Genomic DNA, 18,321 nt, shown 5'->3' on the forward strand with positions numbered 1-18,321 from the left:
CGGCGACTACGCGAGGCTTGTCGAGCCGATGACGGTCATCTCTTCCGTACGACGACGAAGTCGGCGAGGGCCGTGAAGGAGTCCCGCACCCGGCCGGGCATGTCGACGGCGTCGAGGGCCTCGACGGCGATGGCGTGCTGACGGCGCGCCTCCCGCGCCGTCCATTCGCGGCCGCCGGCCTCCTCGATGAGGGCCGCCCGGGCCGCGAACTCCTCCTCGGAGAAATTCTCGAAGTCGCTGCTCTTGGCGTCGGCGGCGAGGATCTCACCCAACTGCTCCGAAGCCGGGCCGCCGGCCGCGAGCGCGGCCACCACCGGCAGGGACTTCTTGCGCTGGCGCAGGTCGCTCCACGTCTGCTTGCCGGTGGCCTCCGGGTCGCCCCAGATGCCGAGGAGGTCGTCGACGGCCTGGAAGGCGAGGCCGAGGTGGTATCCGTAGCGCTCCAGCGCGTCGGCGGTGGCGTCGTCGGCGCCGCCGAGGACCGCGCCGATGGAGGAGGCGCAGGCGAGCAGCGCGCCGGTCTTGTTGCCCTCCATCTCCAGGCACTCCTCGACGCTGACGCGGTCGCGGTGCTCGTAGGAGATGTCCTGCGCCTGACCGTCGATCAGGGCGCGGGTGGCGGTGGTCAGCCGGCGGGTGGCGCGGCCGGCCTCGGCGGTGCCGAGTTCCAGCAGGACCTCGTTGGCGAGGGCGAACAGGGCGTCACCGACCAGGATGGCCTGGGCGGGGCCGTGCACCTTCCAGACGGTGTCCCGGTGCCGGCGCTGCTCGTCGCCGTCCATCAGGTCGTCGTGCAGCAGGGAGAAGTTGTGCACGAGTTCGACGGCGACCGCACCCGGGATGCCCGCCTCGGGTGCGGCGCCGGTGACCTCGGCGGAGAGAACGGCGAGCGCGGGACGGACGGCCTTGCCGCCGTCGCCGTCGGCGGGGTTGCCGGCGGCGTCGATCCAGCCGAAGTGGTAGGCGGCGACGGTGTCCATGGGAGGCGCCAGGCGGTCGACGGCCGCACGCAGGACCGGTGTGGCCAGGGTCCGGCCGCGCTCCAGCAGCGCGGTCACGTCCACCGCGGCCCGTGGAGCGGGCGTCGAGGCCGGGGGCACAGTGGGCACAGTCTCTCCTCTTGTTGCGGTACCGGGGGTGCGGGGGCCTGCCGCCTGCTGATCGGGCATCAGGCCGCCTCCTCGAATCCGAAGAGGCGGCGGGGGCGGGGCCGGCCCAGAGCGCCGAGCGCGGCGTCGGCCGCGCTCACTCCACTGCGGACCGCACCCTCCATGGTCGCGGGCCACCCGGTGGCGGTCCACGCTCCGGCCAGGTACAGGCCGGGGGCCTTGGTGCGGGCGCCGGGCCGCAGCCGCCCGACGCCGGGGGCAGGGGCGAACGTGGCCGCGCGCTCCCGGGTCACGAAGAAGTCCTCCACGACGGCCGTACGCGTCGCCGGGATCAGCCGGGCCAGCTCGGGCAGGTAGCGCTCACGGAGTGCGGCGACCGGGGTGTCGATCTCGTCCTGCGCGGCCGACTGGGACAGGGCGAGGTACTGGCCGGTGCGCAGTCCCGAGGCGTCGGTGCGGTCGAAGACCCACTGCACCGGGGTGCCGAGCGCGGCGAAGAAGGGTTCGGCCAGGACCCGGCGGTCGTAGACGACGTGGACGTTGAGGATCGGCGCGGTGCCGATCTCCAGCAGCCGCCGCGGCGCGTCGAGGGCGCCGGACGGCAGCAGTTCGTGGGCCTCGCGCTGCGGTACGGCGAGGACGACGGCGTCGGTCTCGAACGTCTCGCCGGGAACCTGAACGCTCCAGGCCCCGTTCGCGTTGAGAGAGAGGGAGGTGACGCGTGTACGGACCTCGGTGCGCACGCCCGCGGAGTCGAGCGCCCTGCGGGCCAGCCGGTCGTGCAGTTCGCCCAGCGGGACGCGGGCCCAGCCGATGTCGGCCGCGCCCGGGTCGGAGAGCAGACCGGTCTTGAACACCATCGCGGCGAGTCCCAGCGAGGCGTCGCCGGCGACCGCGTTGAGGGTGGCGACCCCGACCAGGTCCCACAGGGCCTCGATGGCGCGCGCCGACTGGCCGTGCGCGGCCAGCCAGCTGCCGAAGTCCTGTGTGTCCAGGGCCGGATCGGCGAGGTCGAGTCCCTTCAGCGCGAGCGCGGCGCGCCCGACGGCCGCGCGCTCGGCGAGCGAGAGATGCGGGTAGGCGGCCAGGCTGCGCCCCAGGTGGAGGGGGACGGGCAGCGGGTCGCGGCGCAGCCGGCCGAGCCGCCTGCCGACGGGCTTGGTGACGTCGACGACGGGCACGTCCAGGCGGTCCTGGAGCGGTGCCAGCGCCGCGCCCTCGATCCGGTCGAGGAACCAGCGGTAGGCGGTGCAGCAGCGCAGGTAGACGTGCTGGCCGTTGTCGACGGTCAGCTCGCCGCGCCGGAAGGAGAAGGCGAGGCCGCCCAGCCGGGGTCTGCCTTCGAGCAGGGTGACGCGGACACCGGCGTCGGCGAGGGCGAGCGCCGCGGTGACGCCGGCGAGTCCACCGCCGACCACGACGGCGCTGCGGCCCGCCGGCTGCGGGGTGGCGGCGTGCGCCGGTGCGGGGCGTGAGCCGTCGCTCATCGTGCGTCCTTCCGTGCGGGGCGGGCGTGCTGGTTGAACGGTGCACGCCCGGCCGTCGCAGTGAGGGACGCCACGCCGCGGCGGAGGGTTGCCCGGCCTCTGCCGTCCGGTCCCGGGAGGTCCATCAGGCGCGCCTCCTGAGGGAGCGCCGGGAGACATGGCGGGTCACGTGCCGGGTGTCGAGCCCGGACAGGCCGCGCACGGCGACGTAGGCTTTCTCGTGCCCGGGCAGCGAGACCCGGCCGCGCAGCACGGCCTCCGGGTCGCGCTCGATGCGGTCCAGCAGCCGGCGGTAGATACCGGCCATCGCGGCCACACAGGCGCCGCTGCGCCGGTCGAGCATGGGCAGCAGCCGGTAGCCCTCGGCGAACAGGGCGCGGGCGCGCCGTACTTCGAAGTGCACGAGACCCGCGAAGTCGGAGCCGTCCGGTGGGGTCGGCCCGTGGAACCCGGCCGAGCAGCCGAACTTGGCGAGGTCGTCGGCGGGCAGATAGGTACGGCCGTCCTCGGCGTCCTCGCGGACGTCCCTGAGGATGTTGGTGAGCTGGAGCGCGAGACCGAGGGTGTCGGCGTACTCGGGTGCGCGCTCGGCGCCCCGCGCCCTGGGCTCGGTGCCGAACACGCCGAGCGAGAGGCGGCCGATGGCACCGGCGACACACCGGCAGTAGACCTTCAGGTCGTCCCAGGTCTCGTAGGTCTGGCCGCGCGCGTCCATCTGGACACCGTCGATCAGCTCGTCCAGACCGCCGAGCGGGATCGGGAAGGCCTGTGCCGCGTGGGTGAGGGCGACGGCCACCGGGTCGGTGTCGTCCTCCTCGACCTTGCCGTCCCTGACCCGGGCGAGCAGCGTCCGGGTGTCCTCCAGGCGGGCCAGTTTGACCTCGTCGGCCAGGTCGCCGTCGCCGATGTCGTCCACGCGCCGGGAGAACGCGTACAGCGCCGACATGGCGCGGCGCTTGGCCGTCGGCAGCAGCCGGATGCCGTAGGCGAAGTTCCGGGCCTGCTGCCCGGTGACGGCCTCGCAGTAGCTGTAGGCGGCGAGTACCGGTGCGGACACGTGCGGCGGAGAATCCACGGTCCGGATCACCCCTCTCCTCGCAGGATCACGCCCGCCTCACGCAGCAACTGGAGCGTGCCGGGCTTGGGCGGGCCGGGAAGTACGTCGAATTCGGCGGCGGTGATCGCCCGGATCGCCGCCCTCCCCCCCGCCACGAACCCTGCGAGCAGCAGTTTCAGCCTGCCGTTGACGCTACCCACCAGGGGGGCGCCTTCATTCAGCAGATCGCGGGCGCGTTGTGCCTCGTAGGCAACCAGGGCGCGCACCGACGCGCCCGCGGTCTTCGCGGCGAGGTCCGCCTCCCGCACGTGGAAGCGCTTCATGTCCTGCGCGGGCAGGTAGATCCGGTCGCGGCCGAGGTCCTCGGCGACGTCCTGGAGGTGTTCCACGATCTGGAGGGCGGTGCAGATCGCGTCGGAGAGCCGGATGCGCTCGGGGGTCGAGCTGCCGGTGACGGCGAGCACGAGACGGCCGACGGGGTTGGCGGACAGTTCGCAGTAGGCGAGGAGGTCGTCGTAGGTCTCGTAACGGGTGACGAGCTGGTCCTGGCGGTTGGCGGCGATCAGCCCGAGGAACGGCTCGGGCGTGAGGGCGTGGCGGCGGACGGTGGGCGTCAGGCGGCGCAGCAGCGGATGGCGCGGGGTGCCGTCGAAGACGCGGCGCAGGTCGGTCTCGAAGGCGTCCAGAAGGACCAGCCGGTCCTCGGCCGCCTCGGGCGACACGCCGAGCAGACGGGCGTCGCCACCGCCGGGGGCGAGGTCACCGTCACCGATGTCGTCCACCAGACGGGCGAAACCGTAGACGGCCATGAGGTCGTCGCGCCACGCCCGGGGCAGGAAGAAGGGGGCCACGGGGAAGTTCTCGCTCGCGGCCTTGTCCAGGGTGGCGCGTTCCAGGTCCGGCGCCGGGTCGGTGGCCGTCATCGCACGCTGCCCGGGGCGGGGACGGCACATGCTGCGTCGAGCAGGGGAGTCTCCGTAGCCATTGCCGTCACATCTCCCGTTCTACACTGCCGACCTAATACACACTATTTCGGACACGCCGCCCGGCCGCGCGCGCGGCGCCCTGACGGGGGGTGTCGCGCGTTATCGCCCCACTTGCCGGTTTCCGGCGCCGGTACAGCTTACGTTGTACAACGCAGCACGGACCGCCGGGGTGTCCTGCACATCACAACAACACACCGATTGACTCCAAGATTCCTGCCACCGGCCGGAGTTGACGTTTCCTTTGCGGACGCAGGGCCCCGCCGGACGCATACCGGCGGGGCCCTGGCCGAAGCGGGTCACTTGCCCGTGAACTTCTCGTACTCCTTCAGGACCTCCTCGGTGGGCCCGTCCATGCGCAGCTCACCGCGCTCCAGCCACAGCACGCGGTTGCAGGTGTCACGGATCGACTTGTTGTTGTGACTGACCAGGAACACCGTGCCGGCCTCCTTGCGCAGTTCCCGGATGCGCTCCTCCGAGCGCTTCTGGAACTTGCGGTCACCGGTGGCCAGCGCCTCGTCGATCATGAGCACGTCGTGGTCCTTGGCGGCGGCGATGGAGAACCGCAGCCGGGCGGCCATGCCGGAGGAGTACGTCCGCATCGGCAGGGTGATGAAGTCGCCCTTCTCGTTGATGCCCGAGAAGTCGACGATGTCCTGGTAGCGCTCCTTGACCTGCTCCCGGGACATGCCCATGGCCAGGCCGCCGAGGATGACGTTGCGCTCGCCGGTGAGGTCGTTCATCAGGGCCGCGTTGACACCGAGCAGGGAGGGCTGGCCGTCGGTGAAGACCTTGCCCTTCTCGGCGGGCAGCAGGCCGGCGATGGCACGCAGCAGGGTGGACTTGCCGGAGCCGTTGGAGCCGATCAGGCCGATGGCCTCGCCGCGGTAGGCGACGAAGGACACCCCCCGCACGGCGTGCACCTTGCGCACTCCTCGCGCCGCGTCGTCGGAACCGCGCCTCAGGATGCGGCTCAGGGCCGCCGTCGCGCTGCCCTTGCCGGTCCTGGCGCCGTTGACGCGGTAGACGATGTGCAGCTCGTCGGCGATGACCGTCGGACGACGCTCGCCGTTGTCGTGTTCAGCCACGGCCGTACCGCTCCTCCGCCTTCCAGAAGTACACGAAGCCGCCGGCGAAGACCGCCCCGGCCCAGAACAGGGCGATGGCCCACACGTGCGGCGGCAGGTTCGAGGCGCCGTAGCCGTCGATCAGCGCGAACCGCATCAGGTCCATGTAGATCGCGGCCGGGTTGACCTGGAGCAGCCGGACGATCCACTCGGGGCGCCCCTCCATCATCTTGTTGATCGAGAACATGACGCCGGAGGTGTACATCCAGGTGCGCAGCAGGAACGGCATGAGCTGCGCGAGGTCCGGCGTCTTGGCGCCCATGCGGGCCACGATCATCGCCAGTCCGGTGTTGAACAGGAACTGGAACACCAGCACGGGCACGATCAGCAGCCAGGACACGCTCGGGTAGCTGCCGAAGCCGATCGCCACGACGAACAGCACGATCATCGAGAACAGCAGCTGCTGGAGCTGCTGGAGCGAGAAGGAGACCGGCAGCGAGGCGCGCGGGAAGTGCAGGGCCCGCACCAGGCCGAGGTTCCCTGAGATCGCGCGGACGCCGGACATCACCGAGCTCTGCGTGAAGGTGAACACGAACACGCCGGTCACCAGGAACGGGATGTAGACGTCCCGGGACATGCCGCGGCTGGCGTGCAGGATCACGCCGAAGATGAAGAAGTACACGGCCGCGTTCAGCAGCGGCGTGGCCACCTGCCACAGCTGGCCGAGCTTGGCCTGGCTGTACTGGGCCGTCAGCTTCGCCTGGGAGAAGGCGAGGATGAAGTGGCGGCGCCCCCACAGCTGACGGACGTACTCCACGAGCGAGGGCCGGGCACCGCTCACGGTCAGCCCGTACTTGGCGGCCAGCTGGTCCGCCGTCAGTCCCTCGTCGGGCGACGGGGCCGCGGTCACCGCGACCGTGCCGTCGTGCGTGGTCTCACTCACAGGGGGAAACTTTCGTCTTCGGGTTCGCGTTCGTCGTCCGGTGCCTGCGTCCGCGGACGCACGGGCCCTCACGGACGAGCTTGTCAGATGACCGGGGGACGGCCCAGTCGGGTGAGGCGCCACACCGTACGCCAGCGCATCGGGCGGCGCGGACCGCACGGTGTGGTCCAGCCTTCCCGGAACCCGCCGAACCAGGCCTTCAGGGCCGGCCGCGAGGGGCGGCGCAGGAGGGTGAGCAGCAGCCAGACCCCGAGGTAGACGGGGACCAGGAGGGCGGGCAGGTTGCGGCGGGCCAGCCAGACCCGGTTGCGGGCGACCATGCGGTGGTAGACCGCGTGCCGCGAGGGCGCGGTCGTCGGGTGGTACAGCACCATGTCGGACCGGTAGTCGATCATCCAGCCCGCGTCGAGGGCCCGCCAGGCCAGGTCGGTCTCCTCGTGGGCGTAGAAGAACTCGTCCGGCAGGCCGCCGACCTCGGCGAGGACGCGGGTGCGTACGGCGTTGGCGCCACCGAGGAAGGTGGTGACCCGGGAGGAGCGCATCGGGTCGGCGGCGCGCAGCCGGGGCACGTGCCGGCGCTGGGTCTCGCCGGTGCCGGGGTCGGCGATGCGGAAGCTGATGATGCCGAGCTCCGGGTCGGCGGCGAAGGCCTCCCGGCACAGCTCGGCGGTGTCGTGCCGGGCGAGCAGGCCGTCGTCGTCGAGGAAGAGCAGGATGTCGACGTCGCGGCCGCTGGGACCGAAGGCCTCGATGCCGACGTTGCGACCGCCGGGGATGCCCAGGTTCTCGGGCAGCTCGATGGTGCGTACGCCGGCCGGCACGTCCGGGACCGGCGAGCCGTTGCCGACGACGACGACCTCGACGGGGTCGCCGTCCTGCTTGGCGACGGAGTCGAGCAGGGCCCGCAGCTCCTCGGGCCGGTTGCCCATGGTGATGATGACGGCGCCGACCTTCACGGCACTCACCGCAGCCTGCTGGAGGCGAGGACGGACACCAGGTGCAGCAGCGTCTGGAGCACGGCGATGCCGGCGAGGACGGCGGTGCCGAGCCGGGTGAAGAACAGGTCGCCGCGGGCCTGGTCCACGATCGCGAGGACCAGGATGAGCAGCGAGGCCTCGATGCCGAGGATGAGCCGGTGGAACCTCAGCGCCGAGGCGGCGCGGCGGGCCAGCGCCATGCCCGCGGAACGCGGCTCGGCGACGCCCGCCGCGTCCTTCACCGGCGGCATCCCGGCCTGGTGGCGGGCGACGCCGACCAGGTCGGTCTCGGCCTTGATCAGGATGGCGCCGAGCGCGGCGAGGGTGCCGAGGAAGGCCCACAGCCAGTCGATACGGCCGCTGCCCCACAGGTCGGCGGCGCGCAGGCCGAGACCGACCAGCACGGCCGCGTCGGTGAGGTAGGCGCCCACGCGGTCCAGGTAGACCCCGGCGAGCGAGTACTGCTTCTTCCAGCGGGCGATCTCGCCGTCGACGCAGTCCAGCAGGAGGTACAGCTGGGTGGCGACGACCCCGAGGACGGCGCCCGCGATCCCCGGCACCAGCAGGGCCGGGGCCGCGAGCACGCCGCAGACGGTCATCAGGTACGTGAGCTGGTTGGGCGTGACCCTGGTGTTCACCAGGTAGCGGTCGACGCGCAGGGACACCTCACGCATGTAGAGGCGTCCCGCCCAGTGCTCACCGCTGCGCCGGTCCTTCACCCCCGCGGGGTGGACGACCGGACGGAGTTCAGCTACCGATGGCCTTGACATAGTCGGCGTAGATGTCCTTGATCTGATTCGTCTTGAGGTCGAGGTGTTCGATGATCGTGTAGCGGCCGGGCCTGGTCTCCGGGGCGAACTCCACCACGCGGACGAACTCGTCCACCGTGAAGCCGATCTCCTCCGGCAGCACCGGAAGCCCGTGCCGGCGCAGCACCCCGGCCATGTACGCCGCCTCCTCGTGCGCGCCGCGCAGGTACATCGCGAAGGTGGCGCCGAGGCCGCACTGCTCGCCGTGGGCGGCCGCCCGCTTGGGATGGAGCAGGTCGAAGGCGTGGTTGATCTCGTGGCAGGCTCCGGAGGAGGGGCGGGAGTCGCCCGACACCGACATGGCGATGCCGGTGAGGACCAGCGCCTCGGCCAGTACCTGGAGGAAGCCGTCGTCGCCGACGCCGCCCGGGTGCCTGAGCACCGCCTCGCCGGCCTGACGGGCCATGGCGGCGGCCAGGCCGTCGATCTTCTCGCCGTTGACGCGGTGGGACAGCTCCCAGTCCGCGACCGCGGAGATGTTGGAGATGGCGTCGCCGATGCCGGAGCGCACGAACCGGACGGGCGCCTCCCGGATCACGTTCAGGTCGATGACGACCGCGATCGGGTTCGGCACGCCGTACGAGCCGCGGCCCGCGTCGTTGTCGAGGGTGGCGACCGGCGAGCACAGGCCGTCGTGCGCGAGGTTGGTGGCGACGGCGACCAGCGGCAGGCCGACGCGGGCCGCCGCGAACTTGGCGCAGTCGATGATCTTCCCGCCGCCCAGGCCGACGACCGCGTCGTAGTGGCCGGCCTTTATGTCGCCCGCCAGCCGGACCGCGTCGTCGATGGTGCCGCCGTCGACCTCGTACCAGGTGGCGCCGGGCAGCGAGGGGGCGATCCGGTCGCGCAGCCGGGCGCCCGATCCGCCGCTGACGGCGATGGCGAGCCGGCCCGACTGCGAGATGCGCTCGTCGGCGAGGACACAGGCCAGATCGTCCAGGGCACCCGGGCGGATGTCCACGACGACCGGCGAGGGAATGAGCCGGGTCAGTACTGGCACGCGATCTCCCGTCCCCGGGCGAGGTCGTCGTGGTTGTCGATCTCGACCCACGGGACCTCGCCGATCGGCGCGACGTCGATCCTGAAGCCGCGGTTCACCAGCTCCTGGTACCCGTGCTCGTAGAACTGCTGCGGGTCGCTCTCCCAGACCGTCTTCAGCGCGTCCGCCAGGTCGGGGGCGGCGTCGCCCTCGATCAGGGTGACACCGATGTACTCGCCGGTCGCCTCGGCCGGGTCCATCAGCTTGGTGATCTTCCGGACGCCCTCGGCGGGGTCGACGACGACCTTCATCTCCTCGTCGGCGAGGGACTTCACGGTGTCCAGCGCGAGGATGATCCGCCTGCCCTCGCCGCGGGCGGCGAGCAGCGTCTTCTCGACGGAGACCGGGTGCACGGTGTCGCCGTTGGCGAGGATGACGCCGTCCTTCAGGGCGTCACGGCCGCACCACAGGGAGTAGGCGTTGTTCCACTCCTCGGCCTTGTCGTTGTCGATGAGCGTGAGCTTCAGACCGTACTTCCGCTCCAGGGCCGCCTTGCGCTCGTACACGGCCTCCTTGCGGTAGCCGACGATGACCGCGACCTCGGTCAGACCGATCTCGGCGAAGTTGCCGAGGGTCAGGTCCAGGACCGTCGGTTCGCCCTCTATGCCCGCGGGGCCCACCGGCACCAGAGCCTTGGGAAGGCTGTCGGTGTAGGGGCGCAGACGCCGTCCGGCGCCGGCCGCCAGCACGAGGCCGATCATGCGGGTTCTCCTTCATCGTGTACGGCGGGCGCGCCGCCCTTGTGGGCGGACACCCAGAAGCGGATGCTCTCGACGAGCACCAGCAGGGCGACGGCCACGGCGAGGACCGTGAGCGCGGCCCTGAACTGCGCGGCGGTGAGCACCGCGGCCAGGACGGTGACGAGCAGCGTCCGCCCTTCCTGCCCCCCGACGGCGCGCACCAGCCAGGCCGGGGGCGCTCCGGCGTCGCCGCGGATGCGGTACACCGTGTCGTAGTGATGGTAGGCGACGGCGGCCACCAGGCCGAAAGCCGCGGGAAGCGCCCCGTTCACCCCCGCTTTGCCGGCCAGGGCGAGCACGGTGCCGTACTCGGCGGCCCGGAAGACGGGCGGCACCAGCCAGTCGAGGGCGCCCTTGAGGGGGCGGGCGACGGCGAGGGCGGAGGTGAGGACGTACACGAGGGCGCCGGCGACCGGCAGGACCCCGCCGAAGCCGGTCAGCGCCGAGCAGGCGACGACCGCGGCACCACCGAGCAGGGCGACGGCGGGCACGGCGAGACCGGGCAGGCCCCGTCCGGCCACGCGTCCGACCGCCTCGGCGAGCGGGCCGGAGTCGGCGAGGTCGGCGAGCGCCCGCGCCGCCCGGTCGGTGCGCCGGGCCCGCCGGGTCACCGAGCGCAGCACGCGGCCGGCCGTGGTGTAGGTGGCCGCGAAGGCGCAGCCGGCGAGCAGGACGTAGAAGGTGATCCGCGGGGTCGTCACGGCCGTGAGGACGGCGATCATCGCCCAGCGCTCGCCGATGGGCAGCACGATCATGCGGCGCAGCCAGACCGTCCAGCCGACGCCGTCGAGCTTGTCGGAGAGGGCGGCGGTGGGGCTGGTGTTGGCGGTGGCGTCGTGGTTGGCCTCGTTGAAGGAGAAGTCGACCACGTGCCGGCAGGTCTGGAGGATCATCGCGCCGAGGGCGAGGGCCCACACGTCGTCGCCGCCGCGGGCCGCGCCGAGCGCGAGACCGGCGTAGTAGGCGTACTCCTTGGCCCGGTCGAAGGTGGCGTCGAGCCAGGCGCCGAGCGTGGAGTACTTCAGGGCGTAGCGGGCGAGCTGGCCGTCGGTGCAGTCGAGCACGAAGGACGCGATGAGCAGCACGCCGGCCGCGACGAACCCGCCGCGGGTGCCGGTGGCCGCGCAGCCGGCCGCGACGAGCGCCGTGAGCAGCGAGGCGGTGGTGACCTGGTTGGGGGTCAGGCCGCGGCGGGCGCACCAGCGCGCGAGGTAGCGCGAGTAGGGGCTGATGAAGAACGTGGTGAAGAAGCCGTCGCGGGCCTTCACGGCCGACTTCAGGCGTACGGCCTCGTCGTCCACGGCGGCGACGGCCTGCCGGGCCTCGTTGCGGGCCTGCGGGTCGGCGGGCACGGTGGCGACCAGGCTGCCCAGCTCGGGCCGGTGCACGGCGCTGCCCTCGGCGTCAAGGGCGGTGACCACGTGGTCGGCGAGGCTGTCCGGGGCGAGCGCGGGAGCGCCGCCCGGTGCGAGCGCCGCCGGCTCGCCGGCCGTACCGGCGCCCGCGGAGGTCTCGCGCGCCACGGCCCGGGTCAGCGCCTGCCGGGCGGCCGGCTGGGCGGTGACGGCGCCGGGGACGGCGGCGAGCGGGAAGCGCGGGTCGGTCAGGCCCAGGCGCAGGGCGTGCGGGTGGCCGACGAAACGGGAGTCGACCAGGGCCACGCGCCGGTCGGCGGGCACCGCGGCCAGCAGGGCCTCCGCCTCGGCGGCGTCGGGGGCCACGCGCACGTCGAAGCCGAGGGAGCGCAGATCGTTCTCGAGTGACGATCCGGGCACCGGCTGACCGGTGACGATGGCGGTCGACAACCGAACTCACTCCCTGGGTGCCGACGCGCGGGCGCCGGTCTTCTGCGTGGTGGGGCGCCCTGCCTGCGACACCCGGGCGGCATGTCGGCAGAGGCTATCGGATGGGCCGGAGCCGGTGTTCACCGGCCGTTCACGGGCCGGCCCACGGGGGCTGCCCCGGCCTTTGCCGCGATCATCATCGGGGATCCGGGCCCCGGCCCACAAACCCGCGGGCGCAGACCCGGGCATCCGGGACACCGGTCGGCCCGGCATAGGGTGGGCGACCATGACGTGGCTGATCACCGGCGGAGCCGGATACATCGGGGCGCACGTGGCACGGGCCATGGCGGGCGCCGGGGAGAGCGTCGTGGCGCTGGACGACCTGTCGGCCGCCGTGCCCGCGCGGCTCCCGGCCGAGGTCCCGCTCGTGCGGGGCTCGACGCTGGACGGGGCGCTGCTGAAGCGCGTCCTGGCCGAGTACGGCGTGACGGGGGTCCTCCACCTCGCGGCCCGCAAACAGGTCGCGGAGTCGGTGGCGCAGCCCACCCGCTACTACCGGGAGAACGTGGGCGGTCTGGCCACGCTGCTGGAGGCGGTCGCCGAGGCGGGTGTCGGCCGGCTGGTGTTCTCCTCGTCGGCGGCGGTGTACGGCAACCCCGACGTGGACCTGATCACCGAGGACACCCCGTGCGCCCCGGTCAACCCGTACGGCGAGACCAAGCTGGCCGGGGAGTGGCTGGTGCGGGCGGCGGGGCGGGCGCACGGCATCTCCACGGTGTGCCTGCGCTACTTCAACGTGGCGGGTGCGGCGGCGCCGGAACTCGCGGACACGGGGGTGTTCAACATCGTGCCGATGATCTTCGACCGGCTCACCCGGGACGAGGCCCCGCGGATCTTCGGCGACGACTATCCGACACCGGACGGCACCTGCGTGCGGGACTACATCCATGTCGCCGATCTCGCGGAGGCCCATCTCGCGGCGGCGCGGCGGCTCGCCGGCGGGGACGTCACCGGTGACCTGACGCTGAACATCGGCCGGGGCGAGGGCGTCTCGGTGCGGGAGCTGATCACGGTCATCGGGGAGGTGACCGGGGACCGCAGGGCGCCCGTGGTGGAGGGCCGCCGTCCCGGTGACTCACCGCGCGCGGTGGCCTCGGCCGAGCGGGCCGCGGAGGCACTGGGCTGGCGGGCCCGGCGCGGGGTGCGGGAGATGACCGAGTCGGCCTGGCAGGGCTGGCGGCTGCACCACGGAGGGTGAACCGGCACGGCACGCGGGCGACGGACCCGCAGCGCTCTGACCTGCGGAACGTTTGCGCAGGTCAGGGCACATGACAACGGTGTTCAGTGCCGCGTTGCCCCATACCCCCGCCCCGTAGTTGACTGGCCTCCCGGCAGGCATTCGGAAGGCGGTAGTCATGGGGGCAGGGCACGACCACGGGCACGCGCACTCCCACGTGCCGGCCACGGGTACGGCCACGGCCGCGTACCGGGGCCGGCTGCGGATCGCGCTGGGCATCACGCTCACGGTCATGCTGGTCGAGGTCGCCGGCGGCCTGCTCGCGGACTCGCTCGCGCTGATCGCGGACGCGGCGCACATGGCGACCGACGCCGTGGGCCTCGGCATGGCACTGCTCGCCGTCCACTTCGCGGGCCGGCCGCCGAGCACCAACCGCACCTTCGGGCTGGCCCGCGCGGAGATCCTCGCCGCGCTGGCCAACTGCCTGCTGCTGCTCGGGGTCGGCGGATACGTCGTGTACGAGGCGGTGCAGCGGTTCGTCGAGCCCGTGGACACCCGGGCCGGGCTGATGATCGTGTTCGGTCTGGTCGGCCTGGTCGCGAACTCCGTCTCGCTGGTGCTGCTGATGCGCGGGCAGAAGGAGAGCCTGAACGTGCGCGGCGCCTTCCTGGAGGTGGCCGCGGACGCCCTCGGCTCGGTGGCGGTGATGATCTCGGCGGCCGTGATCCTCACCACCGGGTGGCAGCCCGCCGACCCGGTCGCCTCGCTGGTGATCGGGCTGATGATCGTGCCGCGGACCGTCAGGCTGCTGCGCGAGACGCTGGACGTCCTGCTGGAGGCGGCACCGAAGGACGTCGACATGGCGGAGGTCCGGGCGCACATCCTGGCGCTGGACGGCGTGGAGGACGTCCACGACCTGCACGCCTGGACGATCACCTCGGGCATGCCGGTCCTGTCGGCGCACGTGGTGGTCAGCTCGGACGTGCTGAACGCCATCGGCAACGAGAAGATGCTGCACGAACTCCAGGGCTGCCTGGGCGACCACTTCGACGTGGAGCACTGCACCTTCCAGCTGGAGCCGGGCGGGCACGCGGAGCACGAAGCGCGGCTGTGCCACTGACCGTCCGTACAGTCGTTCGAGATCTCACGGGTGGTTCCCGGGGACGGCCGGCGGGCACGATGATCCACCGGGCCCGGCGTCGCGTGCCGCACCGCGCGCGGACGGCTCCCGCGCCGGGAAGTGCCGGGAGTGCCGGATTCGTACGGCAGACTTGGGGTGCGAAGACCGAGGCGAAGGATGGGTATGCCGATCACACCTGCCACCGCGACGCACAGCTCGTCGGAGGGCACCGAAGAGGCGATTCTGCTGGAACTGGTCGACGAGAAGGGTGTGACGACCGGTACGGCGGAGAAGCTCGCCGCCCATCAGCCGCCGGGACAACTGCACCGGGCGTTCTCGGTGTTCCTCTTCGACGAGCGGGGCCGGCTGCTGTTGCAGCAGCGGGCGCTCGGCAAGTACCACTCCCCCGGTGTGTGGTCCAACACCTGCTGCGGCCACCCGTACCCCGGCGAGGCGCCGTTCGCGGCGGCCTCCCGGCGCACGTACGAGGAGCTGGGTGTGTCGCCGTCGCTGCTCGCGGAGGCCGGCACGGTCCGGTACAACCACCCGGACCCCGCCTCGGGTCTCGTGGAGCAGGAGTACAACCACCTGTTCGTCGGCCTGGTGCAGGCCGCGCTCGGGCCGGATCCGCAGGAGGTCGCCTCGACGGCCTTCGTGACGGCGGCCGAGCTGGCCGAGCGGCACGCCCGGGAGCCGTTCTCGGTCTGGTTCATGACCGTGCTGGACGCGGCCCGTCCGGCGATCAGGGAGCTGACGGGCCCGTCCGCGGGCTGGTAGAGGTCTTCAGGAGAAGTCGGGCTTGAGCGGCAGGGCGGCCCAGATCACCTTGCCGCCGCTCGCGGTGTGCTCGACGTCGACCACCCCGCCCGCCTCCCGGGCCACCTCACGGACCAGGAGCAGGCCCCGGCCGCCGGTCCGGCCGTGGTCGGTCTCCAGGGCGGTCGGCCGGTAGGGGTGGTTGTCCTCCACGGACACCCGTACCCAATCGGCGCCGACGGCGACCTCGACGGCCAGCACCGGCGACAGCAGCGCCGCGTGCCGGACCGCGTTGGTGACCAGCTCGGAGACGATCAGCAGCAGCCCGTGCGCCAGGTCGTCGGGGACCGGCACACCCTGGCGCAGCAGCAGGTCCCGTACCGCGTGCCGGGCCTGCGGGACCGAGGCGTCCACCGCGGCCGCGGTGAACCGCCAGACGCCTTCGTACGGCAGTGGATCGGGCGGCCGGTCGCCGCCCCCCGCTGGGCGCCGGCCGTCCCCGCGCCCGTGGTCGTCCATCGTCAGGTCGCCACCCTCGCACTCGATTGTCACCACGCGTCGAGTGTTGGTAACAATCCGCTTCGATCCGGCTGTCTGAACGCAAGTCAGCGGGTATCGAACGGTTTCTGACCGAGTGCGTATGCCAGGGTCATCGACGGGACCGTTTCTGTCGCCCGGCCGCCGGTTCGCGAACTAGTCCGACGATACGGCGCCTTCGGTTACGATCCGCCGCATGGAGCCCCAGCTGTCCCACCAGGTCACCGACTCCGTCGCCACCGTGGTGATCCGTCATCCCGCCAAGCGCAACGCCATGACGGCGCGGATGTGGCGGGACCTGCCACCGCTGCTGGACGCGCTGGGCCGCGACCCGGGCGTGCGGGCGCTGGTACTGACCGGCGAGGGCGGCACCTTCTGCGCGGGCGCCGACATCTCCTCGCTGCGCGGGGCACCGGACCGGGCGCAGGGCCTCGCCGTGGCGGCCGAGGAGGCCCTGGCGGCCTTCCCGAAGCCGACCGTCGCCGCGGTGCGCGGGCACTGTGTGGGCGGCGGTGCGCAGCTCGCGGTGGCTTGCGACCTGCGGCTGGCGGAGGAGGGCGCGCTGTTCGGGGTGACACCGGCGAGGCTCGGCATCGTCTATCCGGCCTCCTCGACGCGCCGGCTGGTGTCCCTGGTCGGCCCGGCCACGGCCAAGTACCTGCTGTTCACGGCCGAGTTGATCGACGCCGGGCGGGCCCTGCGGACCGGCCTCGTGGACGAGGTGCTGCCGGAGGGCGAACTGGACGGGCGGGTCGCCGGGTTGACCCGGGTCCTGGTGTCCCGCTCGCAGCTCACCCAGGCCGCCGCCAAGGAGTTCGCGAACGGCCGTACGGACCGGGACGCCCACTGGGCCGGGCAGGCGCAGGGCAGCGGCGACACCGCGGAGGGGGTCGCCGCGTTCCTGGAGCGCAGGCAGCCGCGCTTCACCTGGAACGTGGCTACGTCAGGATGAAACGGCTCGCGGAGCGGAACTCCGCGACGAGGTGGGCGGGCGCCTTCTCCGGTGACCCCGCGTCGTAGGGCGGCTGCGGGTCGTACTCCGTCAGCAGTTGCACGGCCTGCGCGTGTTCGTCACCGGCGATGGTGCCGAGCAGCGTGAGGCCCATGTCGATGCCGGACGACACGCCTGCCGCGGTGACGTACTTGCCGTCCACGACCACCCGCTCCCCCGTCGGCTCGGCCCCGAAGCCGCGCAGCTGGTCCAGGGCCAGCCAGTGCGAGGTGGCACGGCGGCCCCGCAGCAGCCCCGCGGCGGCCAGCAGCAGCGAGCCCGTGCACACGGAGGTGGTCCAGGCGCTGGTGGCGTCGGCCGTGCGCAGCCAGTCCAGCAGGACGGGGTTGTCCATCTGCGCCGCCTGGCCGGGGCCGCCGGGCACGATCACGATGTCCGGGTGCGGTACGTCGGCCAGGGCACGGTCGGCGGTGAGCGCGAGGTTCCCGGTGTCGGTACGGACGGGTCCGGTCCGCTCGGCGGTGAACACGGTCTCGGAGTCCGGGAGCCGGCCGAGGGTCTCGTAGGGGCCGACGGCGTCGAGGGCGGTGAAGCGGTCGTAGAGGACGACGGCGATCTGCACTCTGTTTCCTTCTCTCGGGGGGCGGCCCTGGGTCAGGGCGAGTGACGGCGACCGGGACGGGTCCGCCCGGGTCAGGTCACGGGGGCGGGGCGGAAGCGGCGGCGGTACTCGGCCGGGGAGGCGCCGAGGGTGCGCAGGAAGGCGCGGCGCATGGCCTCCGGCGTGCCGTGGCCGCTGGCCCGGGCCACCCGCTCGATGCCGTCGGTGGTGTCCTCCAGCAGGCGGCGCGCGTGCTCCAGGCGGACCCGGTCCACGTACCGGCCGGGTGTCATGCCGGTCTCGGCCCGGAAGGCGCGGGCGAAGTGGCGCGGGGAGAGGGCGGCTCGGGCGGCCAACGCCTCGACGCCGAGGTCGGCGTCCGGGTGCTCGGTGATCCACTGCTGGATGTCCCGGAGGGGTTCCCGCCGGGCCGTCTGGACGGCCAGCTGGGCACTGAACTGGGCCTGGTTGCCCGGCCTGCGCAGGAACACCACGAGGTGGCGGGCGACGGTCAGCGCCGCCTCCCGGCCCAGGTCCTCCTCCACCAGCGCGAGGGCGAGGTCGATACCCGCGGTGACCCCGGCCGAGGTGGCCACGTTCCCGTCCCGCACGAAGATCGGGTCGGGGTCGACGTGGACGGCGGGGTGGTCCCGGGCGAGCTTGTCGCAGTACGCCCAGTGGGTGGTGACGCGCCGGCCGTCCAGCAGCCCGGCCCGGGCCAGCGGGACGGCGCCGGTGCAGACGGAGACCAGGCGGGTGGCCCGGGGGCCGTGCACACGCAGCCACTCCACCAGCCGTGGATCGGGGTCGCGGGTGCCCGCCCCGCCGGGGACCAGCAGGGTGTGCGGGTCCGCCGCGTCGGCCAGGGATCCGTCCGGTACGAGGGTCAGCCCGCTGGAGGTGCGCACGGGGCCGCCGTCCGGCGAAGCCGTACGGATCCGGTACGAGCCCGGGGTGTGCCGCTCCGCACCGGCGAAGACTTCCACGGGGCCGGTGACGTCGAGGCTCTGGAGGCCGTCGAACACGGTGAGGAGTACGGATCGCTGCGGCATGGCACCGATTGTTCGCGGCCCCGGCGATGGCCGCAATGACGTGTTTCCCACCTTTTCGGCCACGCGGGGCC

19 protein-coding genes are annotated in these 18,321 nt (G+C 72.8%); 4 read left to right on the forward strand and 15 right to left on the reverse strand.

The annotated features are described in order from the left end of the window. Window positions 1-35: 35 nt before the first annotated feature. The 12 genes from AB0F03_RS26110 to AB0F03_RS26165 form a co-directional block, all read right to left on the reverse strand. A complete protein-coding gene (locus tag AB0F03_RS26110) occupies window positions 36-1,169 on the reverse strand; it encodes a polyprenyl synthetase family protein (protein WP_361996112.1) in 1,134 nt (377 codons plus the stop codon). Further along, complete coding sequence (gene hpnE, locus AB0F03_RS26115) at window positions 1,169-2,596, reverse strand: hydroxysqualene dehydroxylase HpnE (RefSeq protein ID WP_361996113.1); 1,428 nt, start codon at window positions 2,594-2,596, stop codon at window positions 1,169-1,171. Before hpnE ends, AB0F03_RS26110 begins: the two co-directional genes overlap by 1 nt. Next, window positions 2,593-2,721: a DUF6380 family protein gene (locus AB0F03_RS26120; RefSeq protein ID WP_361996115.1), complete on the reverse strand. Its 129-nt coding sequence runs from the start codon at window positions 2,719-2,721 to the stop codon at window positions 2,593-2,595. The genes hpnE and AB0F03_RS26120 overlap by 4 nt, the downstream gene beginning before the upstream one ends. Continuing rightward, complete coding sequence (gene hpnD, locus AB0F03_RS26125) at window positions 2,721-3,683, reverse strand: presqualene diphosphate synthase HpnD (protein WP_361996117.1); 963 nt, start codon at window positions 3,681-3,683, stop codon at window positions 2,721-2,723. Before hpnD ends, AB0F03_RS26120 begins: the two co-directional genes overlap by 1 nt. Further along, window positions 3,680-4,576: a squalene synthase HpnC gene (gene hpnC / locus AB0F03_RS26130; protein WP_361996119.1), complete on the reverse strand. Its 897-nt coding sequence runs from the start codon at window positions 4,574-4,576 to the stop codon at window positions 3,680-3,682. Before hpnC ends, hpnD begins: the two co-directional genes overlap by 4 nt. A gap of 359 nt (window positions 4,577-4,935) precedes the next feature. Further along, window positions 4,936-5,724: an ABC transporter ATP-binding protein gene (locus AB0F03_RS26135; protein WP_361996121.1), complete on the reverse strand. Its 789-nt coding sequence runs from the start codon at window positions 5,722-5,724 to the stop codon at window positions 4,936-4,938. Beyond that, window positions 5,717-6,646: an ABC transporter permease gene (locus tag AB0F03_RS26140; RefSeq protein WP_361996122.1), complete on the reverse strand. Its 930-nt coding sequence runs from the start codon at window positions 6,644-6,646 to the stop codon at window positions 5,717-5,719. Before AB0F03_RS26140 ends, AB0F03_RS26135 begins: the two co-directional genes overlap by 8 nt. Before the next feature lie 83 nt (window positions 6,647-6,729). Continuing rightward, window positions 6,730-7,602 (reverse strand): glycosyltransferase, encoded by an 873-nt coding sequence (locus AB0F03_RS26145; protein WP_361996236.1) that lies wholly within the window; start codon window positions 7,600-7,602, stop codon window positions 6,730-6,732. 5 nt (window positions 7,603-7,607) lie between these two features. After that, complete coding sequence (locus tag AB0F03_RS26150; protein ID WP_361996124.1) at window positions 7,608-8,393, reverse strand: CDP-alcohol phosphatidyltransferase family protein; 786 nt, start codon at window positions 8,391-8,393, stop codon at window positions 7,608-7,610. Beyond that, entirely contained in the window at window positions 8,371-9,432 is a 1,062-nt protein-coding gene (locus tag AB0F03_RS26155; protein WP_361996126.1) for an iron-containing alcohol dehydrogenase family protein, read from the reverse strand. The genes AB0F03_RS26150 and AB0F03_RS26155 overlap by 23 nt, the downstream gene beginning before the upstream one ends. Continuing rightward, the gene (locus tag AB0F03_RS26160) at window positions 9,420-10,172 is read right to left on the reverse strand and encodes a phosphocholine cytidylyltransferase family protein (RefSeq protein WP_361996128.1); all 753 of its coding nucleotides are present in this window, start codon (window positions 10,170-10,172) and stop codon (window positions 9,420-9,422) included. The genes AB0F03_RS26155 and AB0F03_RS26160 overlap by 13 nt, the downstream gene beginning before the upstream one ends. Continuing rightward, the gene (locus tag AB0F03_RS26165; RefSeq protein ID WP_361996130.1) at window positions 10,169-12,016 is read right to left on the reverse strand and encodes a DUF5941 domain-containing protein; all 1,848 of its coding nucleotides are present in this window, start codon (window positions 12,014-12,016) and stop codon (window positions 10,169-10,171) included. Before AB0F03_RS26165 ends, AB0F03_RS26160 begins: the two co-directional genes overlap by 4 nt. A gap of 265 nt (window positions 12,017-12,281) precedes the next feature. Between AB0F03_RS26165 and galE the strand changes: the two genes are divergently transcribed. From galE to idi, 3 genes are all read left to right on the forward strand, one after another. Next, window positions 12,282-13,253 carry a UDP-glucose 4-epimerase GalE gene (gene galE / locus AB0F03_RS26170; RefSeq protein WP_361996132.1) on the forward strand — a complete coding sequence of 324 codons (972 nt, stop codon included), beginning with the start codon at window positions 12,282-12,284 and terminating at the stop codon, window positions 13,251-13,253. 157 nt (window positions 13,254-13,410) lie between these two features. Beyond that, window positions 13,411-14,352 (forward strand): cation diffusion facilitator family transporter, encoded by a 942-nt coding sequence (locus AB0F03_RS26175; RefSeq protein ID WP_361996134.1) that lies wholly within the window; start codon window positions 13,411-13,413, stop codon window positions 14,350-14,352. A gap of 183 nt (window positions 14,353-14,535) precedes the next feature. After that, window positions 14,536-15,129 (forward strand): isopentenyl-diphosphate Delta-isomerase, encoded by a 594-nt coding sequence (idi, locus tag AB0F03_RS26180; RefSeq protein ID WP_361996135.1) that lies wholly within the window; start codon window positions 14,536-14,538, stop codon window positions 15,127-15,129. A 6-nt stretch (window positions 15,130-15,135) separates the two neighbouring features. Here the strand turns inward: idi and AB0F03_RS26185 are convergent, their stop codons facing one another. Further along, the gene (locus AB0F03_RS26185) at window positions 15,136-15,627 is read right to left on the reverse strand and encodes an ATP-binding protein (protein ID WP_361996237.1); all 492 of its coding nucleotides are present in this window, start codon (window positions 15,625-15,627) and stop codon (window positions 15,136-15,138) included. 214 nt (window positions 15,628-15,841) lie between these two features. Between AB0F03_RS26185 and AB0F03_RS26190 the strand changes: the two genes are divergently transcribed. Beyond that, on the forward strand, window positions 15,842-16,597 hold the full coding sequence (locus AB0F03_RS26190; RefSeq protein WP_361996137.1) for an enoyl-CoA hydratase/isomerase family protein: 756 nt from the start codon (window positions 15,842-15,844) through the stop codon (window positions 16,595-16,597). On the opposite strand, the gene AB0F03_RS26195 is transcribed toward AB0F03_RS26190, so the two are convergent. Together AB0F03_RS26195 and AB0F03_RS26200 are read right to left on the reverse strand one after the other, a co-directional pair. Further along, window positions 16,584-17,219, reverse strand: coding sequence for a DJ-1/PfpI family protein (locus AB0F03_RS26195; RefSeq protein ID WP_361996139.1), 636 nt, complete (start codon window positions 17,217-17,219; stop codon window positions 16,584-16,586). The two genes, AB0F03_RS26190 and AB0F03_RS26195, sit on opposite strands and share 14 nt — an antisense overlap. Before the next feature lie 71 nt (window positions 17,220-17,290). After that, window positions 17,291-18,250, reverse strand: a complete 960-nt coding sequence (locus tag AB0F03_RS26200; RefSeq protein WP_361996141.1) for a GlxA family transcriptional regulator — start codon at window positions 18,248-18,250, stop codon at window positions 17,291-17,293. Window positions 18,251-18,321: the final 71 nt, after the last annotated feature.

Origin of the sequence: Streptomyces sp. NPDC028722 (assembly GCF_040637655.1) — a bacterium.
In the GTDB taxonomy this organism is placed as follows: Bacteria; Actinomycetota; Actinomycetes; order Streptomycetales; family Streptomycetaceae; genus Streptomyces.